18 protein-coding genes are annotated in these 22,830 nt (G+C 60.0%); 6 read left to right on the top strand and 12 right to left on the bottom strand.

Annotated features, from left to right (window positions below; all coding sequences use genetic code 11):
* Positions 1-243: 243 nt before the first annotated feature.
* Positions 244-1,341, top strand: coding sequence for a PLP-dependent cysteine synthase family protein (locus tag KW838_RS25110; RefSeq protein WP_177323520.1), 1,098 nt, complete (start codon positions 244-246; stop codon positions 1,339-1,341).
* Positions 1,342-1,436: 95 nt separating this feature from the next.
* Here the strand turns inward: KW838_RS25110 and KW838_RS25115 are convergent, their stop codons facing one another.
* Positions 1,437-3,050 carry an NAD(P)/FAD-dependent oxidoreductase gene (locus tag KW838_RS25115; RefSeq protein ID WP_218503861.1) on the bottom strand — a complete coding sequence of 538 codons (1,614 nt, stop codon included), beginning with the start codon at positions 3,048-3,050 and terminating at the stop codon, positions 1,437-1,439.
* Positions 3,051-3,145: 95 nt separating this feature from the next.
* Positions 3,146-3,814 (bottom strand): COG3650 family protein, encoded by a 669-nt coding sequence (locus KW838_RS25120; protein ID WP_218503862.1) that lies wholly within the window; start codon positions 3,812-3,814, stop codon positions 3,146-3,148.
* 173 nt (positions 3,815-3,987) lie between these two features.
* Between KW838_RS25120 and KW838_RS25125 the strand changes: the two genes are divergently transcribed.
* Entirely contained in the window at positions 3,988-4,344 is a 357-nt protein-coding gene (locus KW838_RS25125; RefSeq protein ID WP_218503863.1) for a hypothetical protein, read from the top strand.
* A 12-nt stretch (positions 4,345-4,356) separates the two neighbouring features.
* Here the strand turns inward: KW838_RS25125 and KW838_RS25130 are convergent, their stop codons facing one another.
* Entirely contained in the window at positions 4,357-4,956 is a 600-nt protein-coding gene (locus KW838_RS25130; protein WP_218503864.1) for a short chain dehydrogenase, read from the bottom strand.
* A 107-nt stretch (positions 4,957-5,063) separates the two neighbouring features.
* On the opposite strand from KW838_RS25130, the gene KW838_RS25135 reads away from it, so the two are divergent.
* Complete coding sequence (locus KW838_RS25135) at positions 5,064-5,972, top strand: LysR family transcriptional regulator (RefSeq protein WP_102701015.1); 909 nt, start codon at positions 5,064-5,066, stop codon at positions 5,970-5,972.
* Between the two features lie 162 nt (positions 5,973-6,134).
* On the opposite strand, the gene KW838_RS25140 is transcribed toward KW838_RS25135, so the two are convergent.
* From KW838_RS25140 to KW838_RS25160, 5 genes are all read right to left on the bottom strand, one after another.
* Positions 6,135-6,836, bottom strand: coding sequence for an ABC transporter ATP-binding protein (locus KW838_RS25140; protein ID WP_218503865.1), 702 nt, complete (start codon positions 6,834-6,836; stop codon positions 6,135-6,137).
* A complete protein-coding gene (livG, locus tag KW838_RS25145) occupies positions 6,837-7,604 on the bottom strand; it encodes a high-affinity branched-chain amino acid ABC transporter ATP-binding protein LivG (RefSeq protein ID WP_007976644.1) in 768 nt (255 codons plus the stop codon). It lies immediately after the preceding gene.
* On the bottom strand, positions 7,601-8,857 hold the full coding sequence (locus KW838_RS25150; RefSeq protein WP_102701016.1) for a high-affinity branched-chain amino acid ABC transporter permease LivM: 1,257 nt from the start codon (positions 8,855-8,857) through the stop codon (positions 7,601-7,603). Before KW838_RS25150 ends, livG begins: the two co-directional genes overlap by 4 nt.
* Positions 8,854-9,777 (bottom strand): high-affinity branched-chain amino acid ABC transporter permease LivH, encoded by a 924-nt coding sequence (gene livH, locus KW838_RS25155; RefSeq protein ID WP_007976647.1) that lies wholly within the window; start codon positions 9,775-9,777, stop codon positions 8,854-8,856. Before livH ends, KW838_RS25150 begins: the two co-directional genes overlap by 4 nt.
* Positions 9,778-10,010: 233 nt before the next feature.
* Positions 10,011-11,138 carry a branched-chain amino acid ABC transporter substrate-binding protein gene (locus KW838_RS25160; protein ID WP_095965097.1) on the bottom strand — a complete coding sequence of 376 codons (1,128 nt, stop codon included), beginning with the start codon at positions 11,136-11,138 and terminating at the stop codon, positions 10,011-10,013.
* Positions 11,139-11,488: 350 nt separating this feature from the next.
* Between KW838_RS25160 and KW838_RS25165 the strand changes: the two genes are divergently transcribed.
* Positions 11,489-11,794, top strand: a complete 306-nt coding sequence (locus KW838_RS25165) for a DUF2288 domain-containing protein (protein ID WP_102674187.1) — start codon at positions 11,489-11,491, stop codon at positions 11,792-11,794.
* A gap of 274 nt (positions 11,795-12,068) precedes the next feature.
* Here the strand turns inward: KW838_RS25165 and KW838_RS25170 are convergent, their stop codons facing one another.
* Positions 12,069-14,267, bottom strand: a complete 2,199-nt coding sequence (locus tag KW838_RS25170) for a hypothetical protein (protein WP_102701017.1) — start codon at positions 14,265-14,267, stop codon at positions 12,069-12,071.
* 195 nt (positions 14,268-14,462) lie between these two features.
* Between KW838_RS25170 and KW838_RS25175 the strand changes: the two genes are divergently transcribed.
* The gene (locus KW838_RS25175; RefSeq protein ID WP_218503866.1) at positions 14,463-15,359 is read left to right on the top strand and encodes an NAD(P)-dependent oxidoreductase; all 897 of its coding nucleotides are present in this window, start codon (positions 14,463-14,465) and stop codon (positions 15,357-15,359) included.
* Here KW838_RS25175 and KW838_RS25180 read toward each other — a convergent pair.
* Positions 15,316-17,532 (bottom strand): bifunctional diguanylate cyclase/phosphodiesterase, encoded by a 2,217-nt coding sequence (locus KW838_RS25180; RefSeq protein WP_305730006.1) that lies wholly within the window; start codon positions 17,530-17,532, stop codon positions 15,316-15,318. The genes KW838_RS25175 and KW838_RS25180 overlap by 44 nt on opposite strands.
* Before the next feature lie 146 nt (positions 17,533-17,678).
* The gene (locus KW838_RS25185; RefSeq protein ID WP_102701020.1) at positions 17,679-18,044 is read right to left on the bottom strand and encodes a YkgJ family cysteine cluster protein; all 366 of its coding nucleotides are present in this window, start codon (positions 18,042-18,044) and stop codon (positions 17,679-17,681) included.
* 361 nt (positions 18,045-18,405) lie between these two features.
* Between KW838_RS25185 and KW838_RS25190 the strand changes: the two genes are divergently transcribed.
* The gene (locus KW838_RS25190; RefSeq protein ID WP_218503868.1) at positions 18,406-19,755 is read left to right on the top strand and encodes an MFS transporter; all 1,350 of its coding nucleotides are present in this window, start codon (positions 18,406-18,408) and stop codon (positions 19,753-19,755) included.
* Between the two features lie 200 nt (positions 19,756-19,955).
* On the opposite strand, the gene rapA is transcribed toward KW838_RS25190, so the two are convergent.
* Positions 19,956-22,802, bottom strand: coding sequence for an RNA polymerase-associated protein RapA (gene rapA, locus KW838_RS25195; protein WP_104450611.1), 2,847 nt, complete (start codon positions 22,800-22,802; stop codon positions 19,956-19,958).
* Positions 22,803-22,830: the final 28 nt, after the last annotated feature.

The following is a 22,830-nucleotide window of genomic DNA, read 5'->3' on the forward strand; positions in this document are numbered from 1 at the left end:
GCTCTCCATCTGTGAATTCAAAAGGTGTTACACCCTAACAAGTACCGTTAGTTGTTAAAACAAAAGTTATATTCTTTTTTGTTATATGTCGTTACAGAGTGATCAGTCGCCAGCGAGCTGAGCCTAGCAGTTGTCGGACGTATTGGATCGCAGCTGTACCTGTGCCGGATGCAGGATTTTTCCTAAGCTTGTGGGATGGGCCTCGTACAAAGGCCAACTCCTGCCCGATTCAACGAGAAAACCATCATGAGCGACAACCGACAGTGGTCCCGCGAGGCGATCCGGATCATCGAAGCCGATTTCCAGCGCAGCGCCGACACCCACTTGATCCCCTTGCCGCTTCCGGGTTTTCCGGGCATCGAGTTGTATTTCAAGGATGAGTCCAGCCACCCCACGGGCAGCCTCAAGCACCGCCTGGCCCGTTCGCTGTTCCTGTATGCGCTGTGTAACGGCTGGCTCAAACCCGGTGCGCCAGTCATTGAGGCTTCCAGCGGTTCCACGGCGATTTCCGAAGCGTATTTTGCGCGCATGCTGGGCTTGCCGTTCATTGCGGTGATGCCGGCGACAACCTCAAAGGAAAAGATCGCGCAGATCGCCTTCTACGGTGGCCAAAGTCATCTGGTCGACGACCCGACCCAGATCTACGCCGAGTCCGAGCGTCTGGCTCGTGAGCACGACGGGCACTTCATCGATCAGTTCACCTACGCCGAGCGCGCCACCGACTGGCGAGCGAACAACAATATTGCCGAGTCGATTTTTCAGCAGATGCGATTCGAGCAGCATCCCGAGCCGAGCTGGCTGATTTCCAGCCCCGGCACCGGAGGCACCACGGCCACACTGGGCCGATACGTGCGTTATCGCCAGCATTGCACCCGCGTGCTGTGTGCCGATGCCGAGCGTTCGGTGTTCTTTGATTACTACCAGACCGGTGATGCCAGCCTGCGACTGGACCACGGTTCGCGCATCGAAGGCATTGGCCGGCCGCGTGTGGAGGCGTCGTTTCTGCCCAAGGTGATCGACGCCATGGTCAAGGTGCCGGATGCCCTGTCACTGGCGGCCATGCACTACCTGGCGGAACGCCTGGGACGCCATGTGGGCGGGTCGAGCGGGACCAACCTGATCGGCGCCCTGATGGCCGCTCAGCACATGAAAGCGGCAGGGGAGACGGGGTCGATGGTGGCGATTCTGTGTGACAGCGGCGAACGTTACGCCACGACCTATTACGATCCGCAGTGGCTCAAGGCCCAGGGCTATGAGTTGAGTGGTTTGATGGCTGCGGTCGCGGCGACGGTGGAGCGGGGTGAGCCGCTGCCCGCCAGCGTGTTGCGCGCCAATATCTGACACGAATGAAAGGATCGCAGCCTTCGGCAGCTCCTACAGGGGATGGTGTAAATCCTGTAGGAGCTGCCGAAGGCTGCGATCTTTTGCTTTAAACCTTAAGCCTCCAGGCCAAGGATATCCCGAGCCACAGCCTCGGCAATCCGAATCCCGTCCACACCCGCCGACAGAATCCCGCCCGCATAACCGGCACCTTCACCGGCCGGGAACAAGCCTTTCACGTTCAGGCTCTGCATCGACTCGTTGCGGGTAATACGCAGCGGCGAGGAGGTGCGAGTCTCGATGCCGGTCAACACCGCGTCGTGCAGCGAGTAGCCACGAATCTGCTTCTCGAACGCCGGCAAGGCTTCGCGAATCGCTTCGATGGCGAACGCCGGCAGTGCCAGCGCCAGATCACCCAGGGCAACGCCTGGCTTGTAGGACGGCTCGACACTGCCCAGTTCGGTGGACGGCGTGCCCGCGATAAAATCGCCGACCAGTTGCGCCGGGGCTTCGTAGTTGCTGCCGCCCAGCACAAAGGCGTGGGACTCCAGGCGTTCCTGCAGCTCGATACCGGCCAGCGGGCCGCCCGGATAATCGACTTCCGGGGTAATGCCGACAACGATCCCGGAGTTGGCATTGCGCTCGTTACGCGAGTACTGGCTCATGCCATTGGTGACCACGCGGTTCGGCTCGGACGTCGCCGCCACCACGGTGCCGCCCGGGCACATGCAGAAGCTGTAGACCGAACGGCCGTTCTTGGCGTGGTGCACCAGTTTGTAGTCGGCGGCGCCGAGTTTTGGGTGCCCGGCGTACTTGCCCAGGCGCGCACGGTCGATCAGCGACTGCGGGTGCTCGATGCGGAAACCCACCGAAAAAGGCTTGGCCTCCATATACACACCACGGCCGTGGAGCATGCGGAAGGTGTCGCGGGCACTGTGGCCGAGGGCCAGGATCACATGCTTCGAATGGATCTGTTCGCCGCCATTGAGTTCGACGCCGACCAGTTGACCGTCTTCGATCAGGACGTCGGTGACACGCTGCTGGAAGCGCACTTCGCCGCCCAGGGCGCGAATCTGCTCACGCATGTTTTCCACCACGCCGGTCAGACGGAACGTACCGATGTGCGGCTTGCTGACGTAGAGGATTTCTTCCGGTGCGCCGGCCTTGACGAACTCGTGCAGGACCTTGCGACCGAGGAACTTCGGATCCTTGATCTGGCTGTAGAGCTTGCCGTCGGAGAATGTCCCCGCGCCGCCTTCGCCGAATTGCACGTTGGATTCCGGGTTGAGCACGCTTTTGCGCCACAGTCCCCAGGTGTCCTTGGTGCGTTGGCGGACTTCGGTGCCGCGTTCGAGGATGATCGGCTTGAAGCCCATTTGCGCCAGCAGCAGCCCGGCGAAAATCCCGCACGGACCGAAGCCGACGACGATCGGACGTGCGCTCAGGTCGGCCGGTGCCTGGCCAACCATTTTATAGCTGACATCCGGCGCCACGTTGACGTTACGGTCATCGGCGAACGTGTGCAGCACCGCCGCCTCGTCGCGAACTTCAAGGTCGATGGTGTAGATGAAGCACAGCTCGGAGGACTTTTTACGCGCATCGTAGCTGCGCTTGAACAAGGTGAAGTCGAGCAGGTCATCGCTGGCGATACCCAGGCGCTGCACGATGGCAGGGCGCAGGTCTTCATCGGGATGGTCGATCGGCAACTTGAGTTCGGTGATTCGTAACATGGCGGGATCCGGTTCGCGGGGCGCACAACTGCGCCAGGGCGTTTGAAACCCGCGATTATAAGCCTCAAAGGCGCAGGCCCGTGAGGCTTAAACGATCAGTCGTCGCGCGATCCGCCGAAATACCCGCAGCCGCGCTGTACCTGACCGTCGATGCGCAGCTCGGCGCTCATGTGCTGGATGCTGGCGGTGCTGCTGTCGACGCAGCGTTGCGGTGCAACCCACAGTTCGATGTGCTGGTTGTTGGCTTCGGTGCTGAGGTTGAAACGGCCATCGCCCAGTTGCTCTTCGACGTAAGGTACGGCCAGGGGGGGCTGGCCGGCCCGGTCGATGACCATGCCTTTGCCGCTGACTTTCACGCTCCACTCCGGGGTGTGGCCGGCGGCGCGCAGGATCAGCAGCTTGAAATTCGGATCCTCACACGCGTTGCTCGAGCGCTCGACGCGGTACAACTGCTCCAGATCGAGCTGGCCGTCACCACCGCTGCCGGCCACAACCCGCCCGCGCACGTCGGCAAACAGCTTGCCTTGCTTGTCCGCCAGGCTGGCGGCCTGCTGCAGGACGCTGGTACCGCCGGTGTCGTTGACCACGTAGCGCGCAGACTGGTTGCACGGCTGGAACAGCAGTTTGCCGTCCGCTGCAGTCAACTGGCCTTGCATGCGTGTCTGGCCGACATGGGAGGCGTTCTGCCGCTCACCCTCGAACAACTGGCAAGCGGCGAACAGCGGAAGCAGGGCAACGAGGACTAAGGAACGGGCAACACGCATCTTGGGGTCTCCTGGCAAGTGCCGCCACGTTACTCAGGCTGACCGTTCATCACAAGGCTGGAATGGATCTCTGGAAAAGTAGAGGGCGATTTGCGGCAACATCTTGTGAATTATTCCGATGCCGAGTATCAGGATGCCAAAGGTAAGCTGCCGTTTTTTTGCAGGAAGCGGATATGAAACAGGCAATGGGCTGGAAGATCGGGGTGTTTCTGTTGGTGATGACGGGGGCCACGGGCAGTCACGCTGCCGAGATCAATTTGTCTTCGGCAACCGACTTCACCCGGATGGAGTTGCTGTTGAAGGACAGCGACAGGCTTCAATCGGGATATGAAATGAATGTCACGCTCAGTCCTGAAGCAGCTGAGCGTATGAAGCGCATTACCCATGAATCGATAGGCCAGAAATTGACGCTGTCGATCAATGGCTGGAAGATTTCTACGGCGACGGTGCAATCGGCCTTGGGCGCGAAGTTCCAGGTGTCCATCCCGAAAGCCATCGCCAAAGACCTATTGCCCACCTTGGTTGATTGAGCTGGAACCGGCTCAGCCTACGTGAAAGGTCTGACCTGTCTGCAGGCCTTCCACGCTTTTGGCGTAGGCCAAGGCCACATCTGCCGCAGGAACTGGCTTGAAGCCACGGAAGTACGGCGCGTACTTGCCCATGGCTTCGACCAGGACGTTGGGGCTGATCGAGTTCACCCGCAGGCCGCGCGGCAGCTCGATGGCGGCGGCGCGGACGAAGCTGTCCAGTGCACCGTTGACCAGCGCCGCCGAGGCACCACTGCGAATCGGGTCGTGGCTGAGTACGCCGGTAGTGAAGGTGAACGACGCGCCGTCATTGGCGAAGTCGCGGCCGATCAACAGCAAATTGACCTGGCCCATGAGCTTGTCTTTCAGGCCCAAGGCAAAGCTTTCTTCGGTCATCTCGTTGAGCGGTGCGAAGGTCACGTTGCCGGCGGCACACACCAGGGCATCGAATTTGCCAGTCTGCTCGAACAATGTGCGAATCGAGGCGCTATCACTGATATCCACCTGAAAATCGCCGCTGTTGCGGCCAATCCGGATGATTTCGTGGCGTTGCGACAGTTCCTGGTCGACTGCCGAACCGATGGTGCCGTTTGCGCCGATCAAAAGAATTTTCATGGGGGCTGATCCTCGTTGTGGGTTGAACGAGGTATCAGTTTAGGGTGGTTTTTTCTGCAGATAAGCGCGCTAATAGGCAACCTTTGGTTTTCAAATGGAAACAATCCATGAGCGAGATGGATGACCTGGCCGCGTTCGCCGTATTGATCGAAGCGGGAAGTTTCACCTTGGCGGCGCAGCAGCTCGGTTGCAGCAAAGGCCAGCTGTCCAAGCGCATCAGCCAGCTGGAAGCGCAGTTTTCCGTGGTGCTGTTGCAGCGCACCACCCGCCGCTTGAGCCTGACCGCCGCTGGCGCTGCGTTGTTGCCCCAGGCCCAGGCGCTGGTGGTGCAAGTCGAGCGGGCGCGCCAAGCCCTGGCGCGTTTGAAGGACGACATGGCCGGACCGGTGCGGATGACGGTGCCGGTGTCGCTCGGGGAAACCTTCTTCGACGGGCTGTTGCTGGAGTTCTCGACCCAGTATCCCCAGGTGCAGATCGAACTGGAGCTCAACAACAACTACCGCGACCTGTCCCGCGACGGCTTCGACCTGGCGATTCGCTCTGAGGTGGCCCTTGACCAGCGACTGGTGGCGCGCCCGTTGCTGGCGTGGCAAGAGTTGACCTGTGCCAGCCCGGCCTATCTGGAACAATACGGTGAACCACAAACACCCCAGGCGCTGGCCGAGCATCGCTGCTTGCTCAACAGCCATTACAGCGGCCGCGAAGAATGGCTGTATCACCAGCAGCATGAGTTGTTGCGGGTGCGGGTGTCGGGGCCGTTTGCCAGCAACCACTACAACTTGTTGAAGAAAGCCGCACTGGTCGGTGCCGGTATTGCGCGCCTGCCGTCCTACTGTTTGCCAACAGAACTGGCCGACGGACGTTTGCGATGGCTGCTGCGCGATTATCAGACCCGCAGCATGCCGATGTACCTGGTGCATCCGTATCAGGGCGGTTTGCCCAAGCGTACGCAGGTGCTGGCGGACTATTTGATCGGTTGGTTCAAGCGCAGTGGGGAGGCGCTGGATCGACTTTGAACCCACACACGGACCCTTGTAGGAGCTGCCGCAGGCTGCGATCTTTTGATCTTAAAAGATCAACGTCAAAAGATCGCAGCCTGCGGCAGCTCCTACAAGGATCGTATTCGCAGGCATAAAAAAACGGCCCGCAAAGGCCGTTTTCTTGTTTACCGCAAAGGCTCAGCCACCGAGGTACGCTTCGCGCACTTTCGGGTCGGTCAGCAGCGCTTCACCAGTGCCTTGCATCACTACCCGGCCGTTCTCCAGAACGTAGGCGCGGTCAGCGATTTTCAGTGCCTGGTTGGCGTTCTGCTCGACCAGGAACACCGTCACACCGTCCTTGCGCAGCTGTTCGATGATGTCGAAGATCTGCTGGATGATGATCGGTGCCAGACCCAGCGACGGCTCGTCGAGCAGCAACAACTTGGGCTTGCTCATCAGTGCACGGCCGATGGCGAGCATTTGCTGTTCGCCGCCGGACATGGTGCCGCCACGCTGGTTGAAGCGCTCCTTCAGGCGTGGGAAAAGTCCGAGGACCTTGTCCATCTGTTCCTGATAGTCGCCCTTGGCGGTGAAAAAGCCGCCCATCGACAGGTTTTCTTCCACGGTCAGCCGGGAAAACACCCGACGACCTTCCGGCACCACGGCAATGCTCTTGCGCATGATCTGCGAAGAGTCCTGGCCGACCAGTTCCTCACCCATGTAGCGGATGCTGCCGCTGTGGGCGCGCGGCGAACCGCAAAGCGTCATCAGCAGCGTGGACTTGCCGGCACCGTTGGCGCCGATCAGCGTCACGATCTCGCCATGGCGGACTTCGACGTTGACGCTGTGCAGAGCCTGGATCTTGCCGTAGAAGGTGGAAACGTTTTCGAACTGCAGCATTTACGCTTCCCCCAGGTAGGCTTTGATCACTTCAGGATTGTCGCGGATCTGTTCCGGCGTGCCGTTGGCCAGGGGCGTACCCTGGTTGATCACGACGATGTGGTCGGAAATGCTCATGACCAGTTTCATGTCGTGTTCGATCAGCAGGACGGTCACGTTGTGCTCTTCACGCAGCACACTGATCAGCGCCTTGAGGTCTTCGGTTTCCTTCGGGTTCAGGCCGGCGGCCGGTTCGTCGAGCATGAGGATCCGTGGACGGGTCATCATGCAGCGGGCGATTTCCAGGCGACGTTGCTGGCCGTAGGCCAGGGTGCCGGCCGGACGGTTGGCGAACTCACGCAGATTGACCTTGTCCAGCCAGTACTCGGCGTATTCCATGGCCTCGCGCTCGCTCTTGCGGAACGACGGAGTCTTGAACAGGCCGGACAGGAAGTTGGTGTTCAGGTGACGGTGCTGGGCGATCAAGAGGTTCTCGACCGCGGTCATGTCCTTGAACAACCGTACGTTCTGGAAGGTCCGCACCACGCCTTTGAGGGCGATCTTGTGACCCGGCAGGCCTTCGATCGGCTCGCCGTCCAGCAGGATGCTGCCGCCGCTCGGCTTGTAGAAACCGGTCAGGCAGTTGAACACGGTGGTCTTGCCAGCGCCGTTAGGGCCGATCAATGCCACCACTTGTTTCTCTTTTACGCTCAAGGCCACGCCATTGACCGCCAGCAAGCCGCCGAAGCGCATGCTCAGGTTTTCTACTTTAAGGATCTCGCGGCTCATTTGCGCAGCTCCATGTGAGGACGTTGCATGGGCAGCAGACCCTGAGGGCGCCAGATCATCATCAGTACCATCAAGGCACCGAACATCAACATGCGGTACTCACTGAACTCACGCATCATTTCCGGCAGCAGGATCATCACCACGGCAGCGAGGATCACGCCCAGCTGCGAGCCCATGCCACCGAGTACCACGATGGCGAGGATGATCGCCGACTCGATGAAGGTGAAGGACTCCGGCGTCACCAGGCCCTGGCGAGCGGCGAAGAAGCTGCCGGCGAAACCGGCGAAGCTCGCACCCAGGGTGAAGGCCGACAACTTGATGATGGTCGGGTTCAGGCCCAGTGCACGGCAGGCGATCTCGTCTTCACGCAACGCTTCCCAGGCACGGCCCAACGGCATGCGCAGCAAACGGTTGATGACGAACAGCGCAGCCAGCGCCAGGAACAGGGCAACGAGGTAAAGGAAAATCACCTTGTTGATCGAGTTGTATTCCAGGCCGAAGTACTCGTGGAAGGTTTGCAGGCCTTCCGCGGCTTTTCGTTCGAAGGTCAAGCCGAAGAACGTTGGTTTCTCGATATTGCTGATGCCGTTCGGGCCGCCGGTGATGTCGGTCAGGTTGCGCAGGAACAGACGGATGATTTCACCGAAGCCCAGGGTCACGATCGCCAGGTAGTCACCACGCAAGCGCAACACCGGGAAGCCCAGCAGGAAGCCGAAAGTGGCCGCCATCAGGCCGGCAATCGGCAGGCAGATCCAGAAGCTCAGGCCGTAGTAATGCGACAACAGCGCGTAGCTGTAGGCGCCGACGGCATAGAAACCGACGTAACCGAGGTCGAGCAGGCCGGCCAGGCCGACCACGATGTTCAGGCCGAGGCCGAGCATCACGTAGATCAGCACCAGCGTGGCGATATCCACCGCACCGCGGGAGCCGAAGAACGGCCAGACCAGGGCACCGGCGATCAGCGCGATGATGACCCAGCGTTGCGTGGTCGGCAGGGTCAGGAAGTTGCTGGCCTTGGCCGGAATCAGCGGCATGCTTGGCGACGAACGCCAGGCCGAGCTGATCTGCTGGTCGAACAGCACACGCAGGAACATCAGCACCGAGCACACCGCGATGGTGATCAGGGTGGCGTCGCTGGTGCCATGAACTTCGAGGTTGATGCCGACGATGGTCAGCTTCAGACCGAGTACCGGGTAGGCCACGGCCCACACCAGCAAGGCGCTGAACAGCGCCTGTTTAAGATTCCTAGTCATACCTTCTCAACCTCCGGACGGCCCAGCAGGCCGGTTGGCCGGAACAACAGCACCAGAACCAGCAGGCCGAACGCCACGACGTCCTTGTACTGGTCGCCGAAGATATCGGCACCAAAGGCTTCCGCCACACCCAAGACGAGCCCGCCGAGCATGGCGCCCGGAATGCTGCCGATACCGCCCAGTACCGCTGCGGTGAAGGCCTTGAGGCCGACCAGGAAACCGGCGTTCGGGTTGATCACGCCGTATTGCATGCTCAGCAGCACGGCCGCGATGGCCGCCAGCGCGGCACCGATGACGAAGGTCAGGGCGATGATGTTGTTGGTGTTGATACCCAGCAGGTTGGCCATCTTGATGTCTTCGGCGCAGGCGCGGCAGGCGCGGCCCAGGCGGGAGCGGGAGATGAACAGCGTCAGGCCGAGCATGGCGACCAGGGTCACCACGAACACCACGATTTGCATGTAGGAAATCAGCACTTCATGTGCGCCACCTGGCCCAAAGGCAATATTGCCCGGAATCAGGTTGGGGATGGATTTGTCCTTGGAGTCTTGCGCCAGCAGAACGGTGTTCTGCAGGAAGATCGACATGCCGATGGCGGAGATCAGCGGGATCAGACGGTTGCTGCCGCGCAAGGGGCGGTAGGCGATCCGTTCGATGCTGTAGCCATATGCACTGGTGACAACGATGGTTGCAAGGAAAGCGGCGGTCATCAACAGCGGAACGCTGTCGAGTCCCAGCATGGCCAGCCCGGCGATGGCGATGAACGCCACGTAGGAGCCGATCATGTACACCTCGCCGTGGGCGAAGTTGATCATTCCAATGATGCCGTAGACCATCGTATAGCCGATGGCGATCAGGGCATACGTGCTGCCAATGGTCATGCCATTAACCAGCTGTTGGAAAAAGTGATAGATGTCAGGCATTACAGCGCTCCTAAAAACCTGATACGCATTTCACTGGTGGAGTCATTTTCCCGCCCGAGCCCCGTGGATCTGCATCCACTTCGAATTCGGGGTTTGCCAGCGAACCGCTGATGACGGTTTTGAGATTTTCAGGTGGGGAGACTGGCGGATCACGCCAGCGCGGCCCAAGTACGTTCGTAAAACAAAGCCCACGGCACGCCGTGGGCTTTATTGGCAGTCAGTCAGGCAGCGCCTTACTGAGGCTTGGCTTCAGTTTTTGGTTTGCCGAAGTGCCACTCGTAAACCACAAATTTGAAGTCCTTCAGGTCGCCTTTCTCGTCGAAGCTCAGGTCGCCGGTAGGGGTCTTGAAGGTGCCTTTGTGGATGGCTTCAGCCACTTTGGCGGAGTCTTCGGACTTGGCAGCCTTGATACCATCGGCAATCACGGTCACAGCCGAGTAGGCCGGGAACACGAACGGACCGCTCGGGTCTTCTTTCTTGGCTTTGAACGCATCAGCCAGGGCAACGTTGGCCGGATCCTGGTCGAAGGATTTCGGCAGGGTCACCAGCAGGCCTTCGGAAGCGTCCTTGGCGATCTGCGAAATGGAGTCGTTACCCACGCCTTCCGGACCCATGAACTTGGCTTTCAGGCCTTTTTCCTGGGATTGACGCAGGATCAGACCCAGCTCAGGGTGGTAGCCGCCGTAGTAGACGAAGTCGACGTTGGCTTGCTTGAGCTTGGCGATCATCGAGGAGAAGTCTTTGTCGCCAGCGTTGACGCCTTCGAACACGGCAACCTTGACGCCTTTGCCTTCCAGGGTTTTCTTCACGGCGCTGGCGATGCCTTCACCGTACTGCTGTTTGTCGTGCAGGACGGCAACGATTTTCGGTTTGACGAAGTCGGCGATGTAGTTACCGGCGGCAGGGCCCTGGGCGCTGTCCAGACCGATGGTACGGAAGACCATTTTGTAACCACGGGCGGTGATGTCCGGGCTGGTGGCAGCCGGGGTGATCATGATCACGCCTTCGTCTTCGTAGATGTCCGAAGCCGGTTGAGTGGAGCTGGAGCACAGGTGGCCGACCACGAACTTGACGCCGTCGTTGACGACTTTGTTCGCGACCGCTACCGCTTGTTTTGGATCACAGGCGTCATCGTATTCAACGGCTTCGAGTTTCTTGCCGTCTACGCCGCCCTTGGCGTTGATTTGTTCAATGGCCATTTTGGCGCCGCTGAACTGCATGTCGCCGTATTGGGCTACAGGACCGGTTTTAGGGCCGGCGATGCCGATCTTGATGGTGTCAGCTGCGAACGAATGGCTGGCAACCCCGGCCAGAACCATAGCGGCAAACAGTTTGGAAATCTGCTTAGTAGCCTTAGTCATAGTGCTCCACTCTTACTGTTGTAGTTTTTATAGTCCTGGCGCCGTAAGCAGCAGAACCGGGTCAGATATCTACGACATTCCCCGGAAAAGCCCCTCGGCAACTGTACCGGTACAGTGTAGAGCGCCGATTGTCAGCCTGGGAAGGCAGCGCCGAGGGGCAAAACCTGCAAGTGTCGCTTTATTGAAAGAAAAAGACAGAATTGCGGCGGGGCGTTGAGGGGCTTATAGCCGGATTCACTGCATTCCCTGGCTTTCCTGCGCTTTTCATTTCGGTCACTCAATTGCATCCGGGTTTTTCTGCCAGTCCACCGACGTTATCATCTGCGTCGATTTCTTTTTCGGACAGTCCCATGAATCAAGAACCTAGCACCCTCTATGCCAAGCTGCTTGGTGAAACCGCATCTATTACCTGGAAAGAGTTGGAGCCGTTCTTTGCCAAGGGTGCCCTATTGTGGGTCGATCCTGGCTTGGATCTGATCGCCGCCGCCGAGGCCGTGGCCCAGGATGAAGGGGAGAAAGTGGCTGCCTGGCTGGCTGCTGACAAGCTCGCCAAGCTGTCTGAAACGCGGGCGCTGGATCTTTTTGAACGTGATCCGCAGTTGTGGGCGGTGGTTGTTTCGCCGTGGATTCTGATCCAGGAAAGGGCGCAGGTTTAAACGGTTGCACCGGTTTGGTGCACTCCCTTCAGGCAGGAAAGTGTGTAGCCGAGTAGCGTGATGGCATGTTGCCGTAGAGAAAGGCCACAGCCTCACGGTGACGTAAACGTAACGGGAACAGTTGGGAGGGCAACTGAACGGCTGCTCAATTGTTTCTGGATGTGGATTTGCAGTGAATTCAAGGCCGCCATCGCGAGCAAGCTCGCTCCCACAGGGATCGCGGTCAACTGTGGGAGCGAGCCTGCTCGCGATGCGGGCGACGCGGTTTTGCGCCTTAGTAAGCAGTCTTGCCCGTATGGTTATTCAGCGAAATAACCTTGGTCTTGCCGATGCGGTGACGATAGATCTCGCGCAGGTACTTGATCGATTTCTTCACGCAGTCCCGCGACAGGCGGATGTCGTTGATCGAGACGAATTTTTCCTTGTCGTTGATCAGCTCGCGATACTTCTTCTCATACATCGGCTTGATCGCGTACCAGTTGGTATCGAGGATCTTCGCCGGATTCTCGAATTCGTTGAGCAACTCGTCGATCCGGTCTTCATCGAACTGTTCGTTGATGATGAAGTCCAGGATCGAGTTATCCAGGGTTTCGTCGAATCGGTACGGATTCTTTGCAAAGCAGCGCTTGATAAAGGCCACGATCAGCGTCAGGAAATCGTCCGACAGGCACGGGCTCTTGGCGATCAGGGTGGTCAGGGACAGGTTGGCCGAGGCACCGATCACCAGGGCGTAGCGCTTGAGCGTGGTGTTGGGGAACAGGCTGTTGAGGTGGGTCTTCAACCGGTTCAGGTCCATGTAGGACAGCTTGTAGTCCTTCGGCAAGGAAACGATCGACACCACCGACGAGCAATTCTTGAAGAAGTGCAGGTCGTGCAGGGCCGCCGCGTCGTAACCCGAGTTCTTGTACTGCTCCAGCGACGCGCGATAGCGCTTGGACTCGATCGGCAACAGGCTGATGCCTTCGATGGCCTGGGTGACCTTGTTGAAGTGCGGCAGGTCGATCGAACGGAAAAACAGGTCGTCGATGTTCAGGCGCTGCGGCTCTTTCTCGAACACCTTGAACTTGTCGTTGCTTGGCGGCGGGGTTTCCGGCACCACGGACTCGGCATAGGCAATCGCCACCGGGCCGGCCAGGCTCATGAACAGGTCGTTGGCGTCCAGGCGAATGGTTTCGCCGATGTCGATGCCGGCCCGACGGAAATAGTTCTGGTCGTAGTCGGTGGTGACCGCCTGAGCCGTCAGAATGTTGAATATCTGCTGCGAGATGTACTGGTTGGCGTGCTTTTCCATGGCATTGACATCAATGTTCTGGATATTGCCGTCATCGTTCTCTTCGGCGTAACGCATGATGTCGTTGGAAATCAGCATCATCGCGTTCCATGGGCGGATGCGACCCATGACGCTGGCTTCGCTGCTGTCTTCGTTGGCGAAGTTGTAGGAGAAGTCCCACTCTTCCGACAGGTATTTGCACAGCAGGCGGCCGGCGTTGATGTGCAGCGCCTCGGACATTTCACTGCGGTGGTCGGAAATGTTCGGCAGTACACAGATGCCGCTGGTGAAGATCGGTTCGAAGACGAAGGAGTGGCCGCTCTTGCTGTCGTGCTCGTCCATCGGCTTGGTGTCGAACGTCTTGTTCATGTACGAGTGCTGCTGGGCCAGTCCGAATTCCGAGGCCATGCCCGAACCGGTACCGCCGCCGGCACTGAAGATCGAGAAATACAGGCGCGACTGGTTGGCCTTGATGCCGCAGCTGTCGATCAGGTACGAGTGAATCATTTTCCAGTCAGGGCTGGAGAAACGCTGGGTGTCCTTGTTCAGGATGATCTTGGCCAGGTACTGGCCCAGGATCGGCGCGTTACCGGCGCCACCGGCGTGGACTTCCGACAGGTCCATGATTTTCATTTTGCTGTAGTCGCGCAGGAAGCCGCTTTTCTCGCCCTTGCGCGAGAAGCGGATGCGTCCGGCGATGTCTTTGTCCAGGTCGCCGAGCATCACCAGCGGCTCGACCAGAAACACCGGCTTGGTGTTCTTGTTCTGGCCCAGGCGCAGGTTGTTGCGGATCCACTGGGCCGGGCTGTAGCCCTTTTCGGCGAAACGCTTGTCCGGTGACAGGCGATCTTCGTTGTTGAATTCGTTGAGGTAGAACTTGCGGGCGTTGTACACCAGCTCTGCCACGTCCAGCGCAATGTTCGAGCCGCAGCGGCCCAGGCCGATCAGGCACACCGAGGGGAATTCCTGGTCGCTGTGCTGTTCGCTGTCGCCTTCCAGATGCGGTGGGCGCGGGAAGACCATGTCGCGCAGGCCATCGAGGTTATCGAGGATGCGGTCGGTGTTGGTTTCGGTGAAGTAGAGGTATTGCTGGGTCGCCAGCGGGCGGGATTGAATCAATGGCTTCGGTGATGACGGGCTGTTGGCCGCGGGGCTCAACGTCAGATCGGTTACCGCAGTGGCCGGGTTGTTTTTAGAAGTCATTGTTCGCCATCTACCTGGGCTGATTGGTTGGCCGACTCACTGTCGTCGAACCGTCACGGAATAGAATCGCGTCTTTTTTCAGCGCGTACCTGGACCATGCCTTGGTCTTTGGCCTGAGCATTGCTCGGGGGAATCCTTCCCTAAGTCATGATGAATCGGCCAGTATTTGGCGATCTTTAATCAAAAGGAGGCTAAATGATGTCAACGCTACCTTCGTTGGGGTTTGCCGGGATCGGCCTGATGGGGTTGCCGATGTGCCGGCGACTGCTGGCCGCGGGTTATCCGCTGGCGGTATGGAATCGCAATCCGGACAAGTGCAAGCCACTGGTCGAGGCTGGCGCGCGCCAGGTCGCCAGCCCGGCCGAACTGTGCCAGCACGCTGACGTGGTGATGTTGTGCCTGGCCGATACGGCGGTCGTACGCGAGGTAGTGTTTGGTCCGGCAGGCATTGTCGAGGGGGCAGGAAAAGGCCAGCTGCTGGTGGACTTTTCCAGCCTGGAGCCTAACGCCACGCGGGAGATGGCCGCAGACCTCGCCGGTAGAACCGGCATGCACTGGCTCGACACGCCGGTGTCCGGTGGCGTGGTCGGCGCAGAAGCTGGAAGCCTGGCGATCATGGTCGGCGGTGACGCACAGGATCTGGAACGGGTCCGGCCTGTCCTGTTGAACCTGGGGCAACGTGTGACACACATGGGCGGTGTCGGGGCAGGGCAGGTGACCAAGGCGTGCAATCAGATGATCGTCGCCTGCAATGCATTGGTGATTGCCGAAGTGGTCGCGCTGGCGGAACGTTCCGGGGTTGACGCAAGCCTGATCGCCGAAGCGCTGGCCGGCGGCTTTGCCGATTCGAAACCCTTGCAGTTCCTGGCCCCGCAGATGGCTGAAAACCGTTTCGAACCGGTCAAGTGGCACGTGCGCACCTTGCTCAAGGATCTGGATGCCGCAGTTAAGTTTTCCCGTGAGCAGGGTTCGGCGACACCGATCAGCGGGCTGGCCGCGCAGTTGATGCGTTTGCACGGGAGCCAGGGTTTCCTTGAAAAAGACCCGTCTACATTAGTGCAGATGTACCGTGAGCCAGACTCAGCGTCGTGACCGTGTAGGCGTGCTTGCGCTGGTTGATTTCGTTCAGCACCGGGAGTAACTCGGTCAGCGGCACCGGCCGACTGAGCAAATAGCCCTGAACGAAGTCACAGCCATGGTCTTCCAGGAACTGGTATTGCTCGAAGGTTTCGACCCCTTCGGTGACCACTTGCAGTTGCAGGGTATGGGCCATGACGATAATTGCCTGGACAATTTCCATGTCCTGGGTCGCCTTGGGAATGTCCTGGATGAACGAACGGTCGATTTTCAGCGTGTTGAGCGGCAAGCGCTTGAGGTAGGCCAGGGATGAATAGCCGGTGCCGAAGTCATCGATAGACAGCGATACGCCGAGGGCGCGTATCTGCCGCAGCAACACCAGTGTATTGGCGATATTGCCCATCAAGGCGTTTTCCGTGACTTCCAGCTCCAGCCGATGGGGCTCCACACCGGCGGCCCGCAACGCGTACTCGATCTCATCGGCCAGTTCTTCGCGCGCCAGGTTCAGGGGCGAACAATTCACGGCGATCTTGAGGTCTTCACAGCCTTGGCGCGACAACTCGCCCAGATCCTCGCAGGCCTTGCGCAGCACCCAGTTGTCCAGTTCGGCGATCAGGCCGTTGGCCTCGGCGATGGCGATAAAGCGATCCGGCACGAGGAATCCGTGGACCGGGTGTTGCCAGCGGATCAAGGCTTCTAGCTTGCTGACCTGACCGGTCTTGAGGTCATAGATCGGCTGGTAATAGAGCATCAGGCCGGTGTCTTCACGCAGGGCGTGGCGCAATTCTTCTTCCAGTTGCAGCTCAAGCGTGGCGCGGGTTTTCAGGTTGGCGCTGAAAAAATTCAAGCCGTTGCGGCCGCTGCCCTTGGACTGATACAGCGCGAGGTCGGCGTTCTTCAACAGTTCCTCACAGGTCTTGCCGTCTTCCGGAAACAGGCTGATACCGATGCTGGTGGTCATCACCATGCGCCTGCCGGCCAGTTCGATGGGCTCCTTCATTTTCAGCATGATGCGTTGGGCCAACTGTCGCGCTTCGTCACGATCATGCAGGTCGATGAGCAGGCAGAACTCGTCGCCGCCAAAGCGTGCGACCACATCCTCGTGACTGCGAACCGAGCTCTTGATGTGCGCGGCAAGCACTTTGAGCAGTTCGTCTCCGGCATCGTGGCCAAGGCTGTCGTTGATCCGCTTGAAATGGTCGATGTCCAGGAACAGGACTGCCAGCATCCCGCCTTCGTTGGTTTTCTCGATGAGTTTTTCGGCGAAGATCTGGTTGAACCCGCGACGGTTGATCAGGTTGGTCAGCGCGTCGTAGTGCGCCACCTGCTGCAGGGACATGCGCGCCTGGTCCAGTTGGCTGAGCAGGGAGTTGACCCGCTGCAGGTCGTGGTCCTTGTGTTGCAGTTTCTTGTCCGCCAGTGCCGCGCTGATGCTGCTCCCGATGATCAGCAGGGTCATGACCGTCACGGTCAGCGCCAGTTGCAGGTGGCTGTGTTCGCCGGTTTGTACTGGCAGGCTGTCGCTGGGCAACACCAGATTGAAGGCGGCCATGGCCGTGAGGTGCATGCTCAGGATGCCTGCCCCGAGCAGCAGGCTGGCGCAGTATTTGAAGAGCTGGTGCAGCATGCCGGTGCCGTTGCGCAGATACCATGCCAGCAACAGGGCTGCCAGCGCGGCACCGATCGCGATCACGATGGAGAGGGCAAACAGGCCAGGATGGTAATAGACCGAAGCATTGGAGTGCATGGCCGCCATGCCCACGTAATGCATGGTCGCGATACCCAGGCCGATCCCGATCGATGACGTGAGGCACTGTCGAAAACTCAGCTCGGGAAGGCTGAGGGTATGCATAGCCAGCCACGCGGCGAGCAGCGCGATGGTTAGCGAGAACACCGTGACAGGCAGTTGGTAGTGAAGGTCGACAGGCGCCTGGAATGCCAGCATCGCGACGAAGTGCATGGCCCAGATACCGCCCGCCAGGCAACCGCTGCCCACCCAGCGCCAGCGCGTTTTGGACGCGGTTTTTTCAGCGTGGGCAACCCGCTCGGCCATGTCCAGTGTCGCGAAACAGCCGACACAGGCGACCAGATAAGCCAGCAGCACCAGAAAAGGGTCATGTGTGCAATTGAGTATGACCTGCCCATTCTCTGGTAGCTCGGTAATGAAATGCAGACCAAGCCACTCCATAGCATGCCCCATCGTTATCCTTCAGGCCGGAGCAAGAGCGCCAGCGAACGTCATGGAGTATAGAGGGCATGGATGGAGCGCAAGCGATAGTGGCACATTGGTGCCAAATATTTTGACATTAACCTAATAGCGATTGGTGCTATTACTTAGGCGATTTGCTTCTGAGGCGTCTCGAACACCGGTTGCAGGGCCGGCAAGCCGAACGCGGCACGGGCTGCGTCGCAATCGGGGTTGGCCTGGCCATCGACCCATGAAGCGTCGAACTCCCGACAGGTGCTGGAGCGTTTTTCGTAAATCGAGCACTGCACCGTACTGCCCACGTCTCCGACCAGGCTGGTGCAGCGCACGGGTTTGCAGCCGGTGCCGATCATCGCGACCCGGCTGGGGCTGATTTGCTCGACAAGTTCATCGGGTACCGTCCCCCCGGACGAGGCGCACTCCCCCCAGAAAAATGACACGCGAAAATGAGAACAGCAGGCACCGCAATTCAGACACGGACTGGCTTCGGACATGGGCGATTATCGTAAGGAGGAGTGGAGACACAGGGGGGGAATCAGGCCGCTATTCTAGGCTTCGGCAACGGCTTGGGAAGGGGGGGCGAAGGGTATTTTTCTTCGGCCGGACGAACTGCGAAATATCCGCTCTGCGAACGCCGTACCTTCTGTGGGAGCGGGCTTGCTCGCGAATGCGTCAGGTCAGTCAGTAAAGTTGTTGAATGACACACCGCCTTCGCGAGCAAGCCCGCTCCCACAGGCATGTGCGCCATGGGCAGGTATCAGCCAGGCGAATAATGAAAGACAGTTGTGGCCGGTCTGTCTAGATTGCAAAGTCCGGGGGCAGTGACGCCCCAAAAACAATAAAAGAGACGGACCCATGCAGAACTCGACCCAAGCGGCCAATGCCTGGCGCATCCTGTTCCTGTTGTTCCTGGCCAACCTGTTCAATTTTTTCGACCGCACCATCCCGGCCATCATCATCGAGCCCATTCGCATGGAATGGCACCTCAGTGATTTCCAGTTGGGGATCATCGGAACGGCATTCACCATCGTCTACGCCATTGCCGGCTTGCCGCTGGGGCGCATGGCCGATACCGGCTCGCGCAGCAAGCTGATGGGCTGGGGACTCGCGGTGTGGAGCGGGTTGACGGCCGTCAACGGCATGGTGGGCAGTTTCTGGAGCTTCCTGATCGTGCGCATGGGCGTTGGCATCGGCGAAGCCAGCTACGCGCCAGCCGCCAACTCGCTGATCGGCGATTTGTTTCCGGCTCACCGCCGGGCACGGGCCATGGGCATCTTCATGTTGGGGCTGCCGTTGGGGCTGTTGCTGGCGTTCTTCACCATCGGCGCGATGGTCAAGGCCTTCGACAGCTGGCGCGCGCCGTTCTTTATCGCGGCGGTGCCCGGGCTGGTCCTCGCGATCTTCATGTTTTTCATCAAGGAACCGAAGCGCGGCGCCGCCGAGAGCGTGCAGGTTTCGCAGGAAAAGATCGATCGACCGATCCGTCGGGTACTGGCCGTACCCACCTTCCTGTGGTTGGTGATGGCGGGCCTGTGTTTCAACTTCGCCACCTATGCCTGCAATTCGTTTCTGGTGCCGATGCTGCAACGCTACTTCCTCATGCCGTTGCAGGAAGCCGCGGTGGCGACCGGGGTTATTGTCGGTGTGACCGGTTTGGTCGGCCTGACCCTCGGTGGCTGGATCGCGGACAAGATTCACCAGCGGGTCGCCAACGGGCGGCTATTGTTTGCCGCTTTCAGCCTGGTGATTTCGACGATCTGCACCGCGTGGGCGCTGCATTCCGGGCGAATCGAGATCGGTGTGTTCGTCGCCGTATTCAGTGTCGGCTGGCTGTTTGCCTACAACTTCTACACCTGCGTCTACACGGCGATTCAGGACGTGGTCGAACCGCGGTTGCGGGCGACGGCCATGGCGCTGTTCTTTGCCGGGCTGTACCTGTTGGGCGGTGGCCTGGGGCCGGTGGTGGTCGGAGCCTTGTCCGATCACTTCGCCCACACGGCGATGCTCGCCGCCGGCGCCGAGCAGATGACCGAAGCGTTCAAGGCGGTTGGCCTGCATGACGCGATGTACCTGATTCCGGTGGCGCTGTTGCTTACCGTGGTGTTTCTGTTCCTGGCTTCGCGGTGTTTTGTGCGCGATGCCAAACGGATGAAGGAGGGGTTGGTGGCGGTGGGTGAGCCTGGAGGTTCTGTGGTGACTGCTTAACCGCTATCGTCGGAGCGCCGCCCGGAGCAAGCTCGCTCCCACAGTGGTCAGTGTTGTTCACAGGTTATGTGGTCAACACTAAACCTGTGGGAGCGAGCTTGCTCGCGATGAGGTCATCAGCAGCACTACTGAAATTGAAGCAAACAAAAAAGGCCCGCATCGCTGCGGGCCTTCTTTTTTATAGCGGTGGAGGAGGGTTGTTAACCCGCCACCAGCACCCGGATCGCTTCCAGTCGCAGCGCAGCCTTGTCGAGCATGGCCAGGCCTTGCTCGCGTTGTTTACGCAGGGCCACCAGTTCGCTGTCGCGCACGGTCGGGTTGACCGCTTGCAACGCGGTCAGGCGCGCCAGTTCTTCGTCGGTATCGGCCGCCAGGCGACGCTGCGCCTCGGCGACACGTTCAGTGTGGCGCGGCAGGATCTTCGCTTCACCGGCGTTGATCCGTGGCGTCAACTGGTCGCGCTGGGCCTGGATGAACTTGTTGGCGCTGGCACGTGGCACGCTTTCGAGCTGGTCGTTCAGGGTTTCGAACGACACGCGGGCCGACAGGTCGTTGCCATTGGTATCGAGCAGGCAGCGCAGGGCGGCCGGCGGCAGGTAGCGGCCCAGCTGCAGCGAGCGCGGGGCAACCACTTCGCTGACGTACAACAGTTCCAGCAACACGGTGCCCGGCTTCAGCGCCTTGTTCTTGATCAGCGCCACGGCGGTGTTGCCCATGGAACCGGACAGCACCAGATCCATGCCGCCCTGCACCATCGGGTGCTCCCAGGTAATGAATTGCATGTCTTCGCGAGACAGCGCCTGGTTGCGATCGTAAGTGATGGTCACGCCTTCGTCGTCACCCAGCGGGAAGCTGGCGTCGAGCATTTTTTCGCTCGGCTTGAGGATCAGGGCGTTTTCCGAATGGTCTTCGCTGTCGATGCCAAAGGCGTCAAACAGGGTTTCCATGTAGATCGGCAGCGCGAACTGGTCGTCCTGCTCAAGGATATCTTCCACCAGTGCATCGCCTTCGCCCGCGCCACCGGAGTTCAGCTCCAGCAAGCGGTCACGGCCGGTGTGCAGCTCGGCTTCCAGGCGTTCACGCTCGGTGCGGGCTTCGTCGATCAGCGCTTGCCACTCGCCATCGTCGGCTTCTTCGAGCAGCGGCAGCAGGCGCGGGCCGAACTGGTGCTGCAAGGCGTTGCCGGTCGGGCAGGTGTTGAGGAATGCGTTCAGCGCTTCGTGGTACCACTGGAACAGGCGCTCTTGCGGGCTGGTTTCCAGGTATGGCACGTGCAGTTCGATGATGTGCTTCTGGCCGATCCGGTCCAGTCGACCGATACGTTGTTCCAGCAGGTCCGGGTGGGACGGCAGGTCGAACAGCACCAGGTGATGGGAGAACTGGAAGTTGCGGCCTTCACTGCCGATTTCCGAGCAGATCAGCACTTGCGCACCAAACTCTTCGTCGGCGAAGTAGGCGGCGGCGCGGTCACGCTCGAGGATGTTCATGCCTTCGTGGAACACCGTGGCCGGGATGCCTGAACGCACGCGCAGGGCGTCTTCCAGGTCCATGGCGGTTTCGGCGTGGGCGCAGATCACCAGCACTTTGGTGCGCTTGAGCATCTTCAACTGGTCGATCAGCCATTCGACGCGCGGGTCGAATTTCCACCAGCGCTCTTCTTCACTGGCGTCCGGCTGGGCCTGGAAGCTGACTTCCGGGTACAGCTCGGCGTGATCGCCCAGCGGCAGTTCGAGGTATTCGTCCGGGCACGGCAGTGGGTACGGGTGCAGCTTGCGTTCCGGGAAGCCTTGCACGGCGGCGCGGGTGTTGCGGAACAGCACGCGGCCGGTGCCGTGACGGTCGAGCAATTCGCGCACCAGGCGCGCGCTGGCTTCGGTGTCGCCATCGTTGACGGCGGCCAGCAGGGCTTCGCCTTCGTTGCCGAGGAAACCGTGGATGGTCTTGTGGGCTTGCGGCGACAGGCGCCCCTGATCCAGCAACTCCTGAACGGCTTCGGCCACCGGGCGATAGTTTTCGCTCTCGGCGCGGAAGGCTTGCAGGTCGTGGAAACGGTTCGGGTCGAGCAGGCGCAGACGGGCGAAGTGGCTGTCCTGGCCCAGTTGTTCCGGGGTGGCGGTCAACAGCAGTACGCCAGGAATGGTTTCGGCGAGTTGCTCGACCAGCGAGTATTCAGGGCTGACCTGATCTTCGTGCCACACCAGGTGGTGCGCCTCGTCGACCACCAGCAAGTCCCAGCCTGCCGCGAACAGCGCGTCCTGGGCCTTCTCGTCGTCCACCAGCCACTCAAGCGCGACCAGCGCGAGTTGGGTGTCTTCGAACGGATTGCTGGCATCGCTTTCGATGAAGCGCTCTTCGTCGAACAGTGCGACCTGCAGGTTGAAACGGCGACGCATCTCGACCAGCCACTGGTGCTGCAGGTTCTCCGGAACCAGGATCAGCACACGGCTGGCGCGGCCCGAGAGCAACTGGCGATGGATCACCAGGCCGGCTTCGATGGTTTTGCCCAGGCCCACTTCGTCAGCCAGCAGAACCCGCGGCGCGATACGGTCGGCGACTTCGCGGGCAATGTGCAACTGGTGCGCGATCGGTTGCGCACGCACACCGCCCAGGCCCCAAAGGGAGGACTGCAACTGACGGCTGGTGTGTTCCAGGGTGTGATAACGCAGGGAGAACCAGGCCAGCGGATCGATCTGGCCGGCGAACAGACGGTCGCTGGCCAGGCGGAACTGGATGAAGTTCGACAGTTGGGTTTCCGGCAGGGTGACCACTTCGTTCTGCCCGTTGAGGCCGTGGTAAACCAGCAGGCCATCGATGTCATCGACTTCGCGGACGGTCAGCTTCCAGCCTTCGAAGTGAGTGATGGAGTCACCCGGCGAAAATCGCACGCGGGTCAGAGGCGCATTCCGTAGCGCGTACTGGCGGGTGTCGCCAGTGGCCGGGTAGAGCACGGTCAACAAGCGGCCGTCCTGTGCCAGAACGGTGCCTAAACCCAGCTCGGCTTCGCTGTCACTGATCCAGCGTTGCCCCGGTTGATACTGCTGCGCCATGCTGCCTGACTCCCACCTTGAAAAAGCC

The organism is Pseudomonas sp. PDM27 (genome assembly GCF_019219205.1).
In the GTDB taxonomy this organism is placed as follows: Bacteria; Pseudomonadota; Gammaproteobacteria; order Pseudomonadales; family Pseudomonadaceae; genus Aquipseudomonas; species Aquipseudomonas laurylsulfatiphila.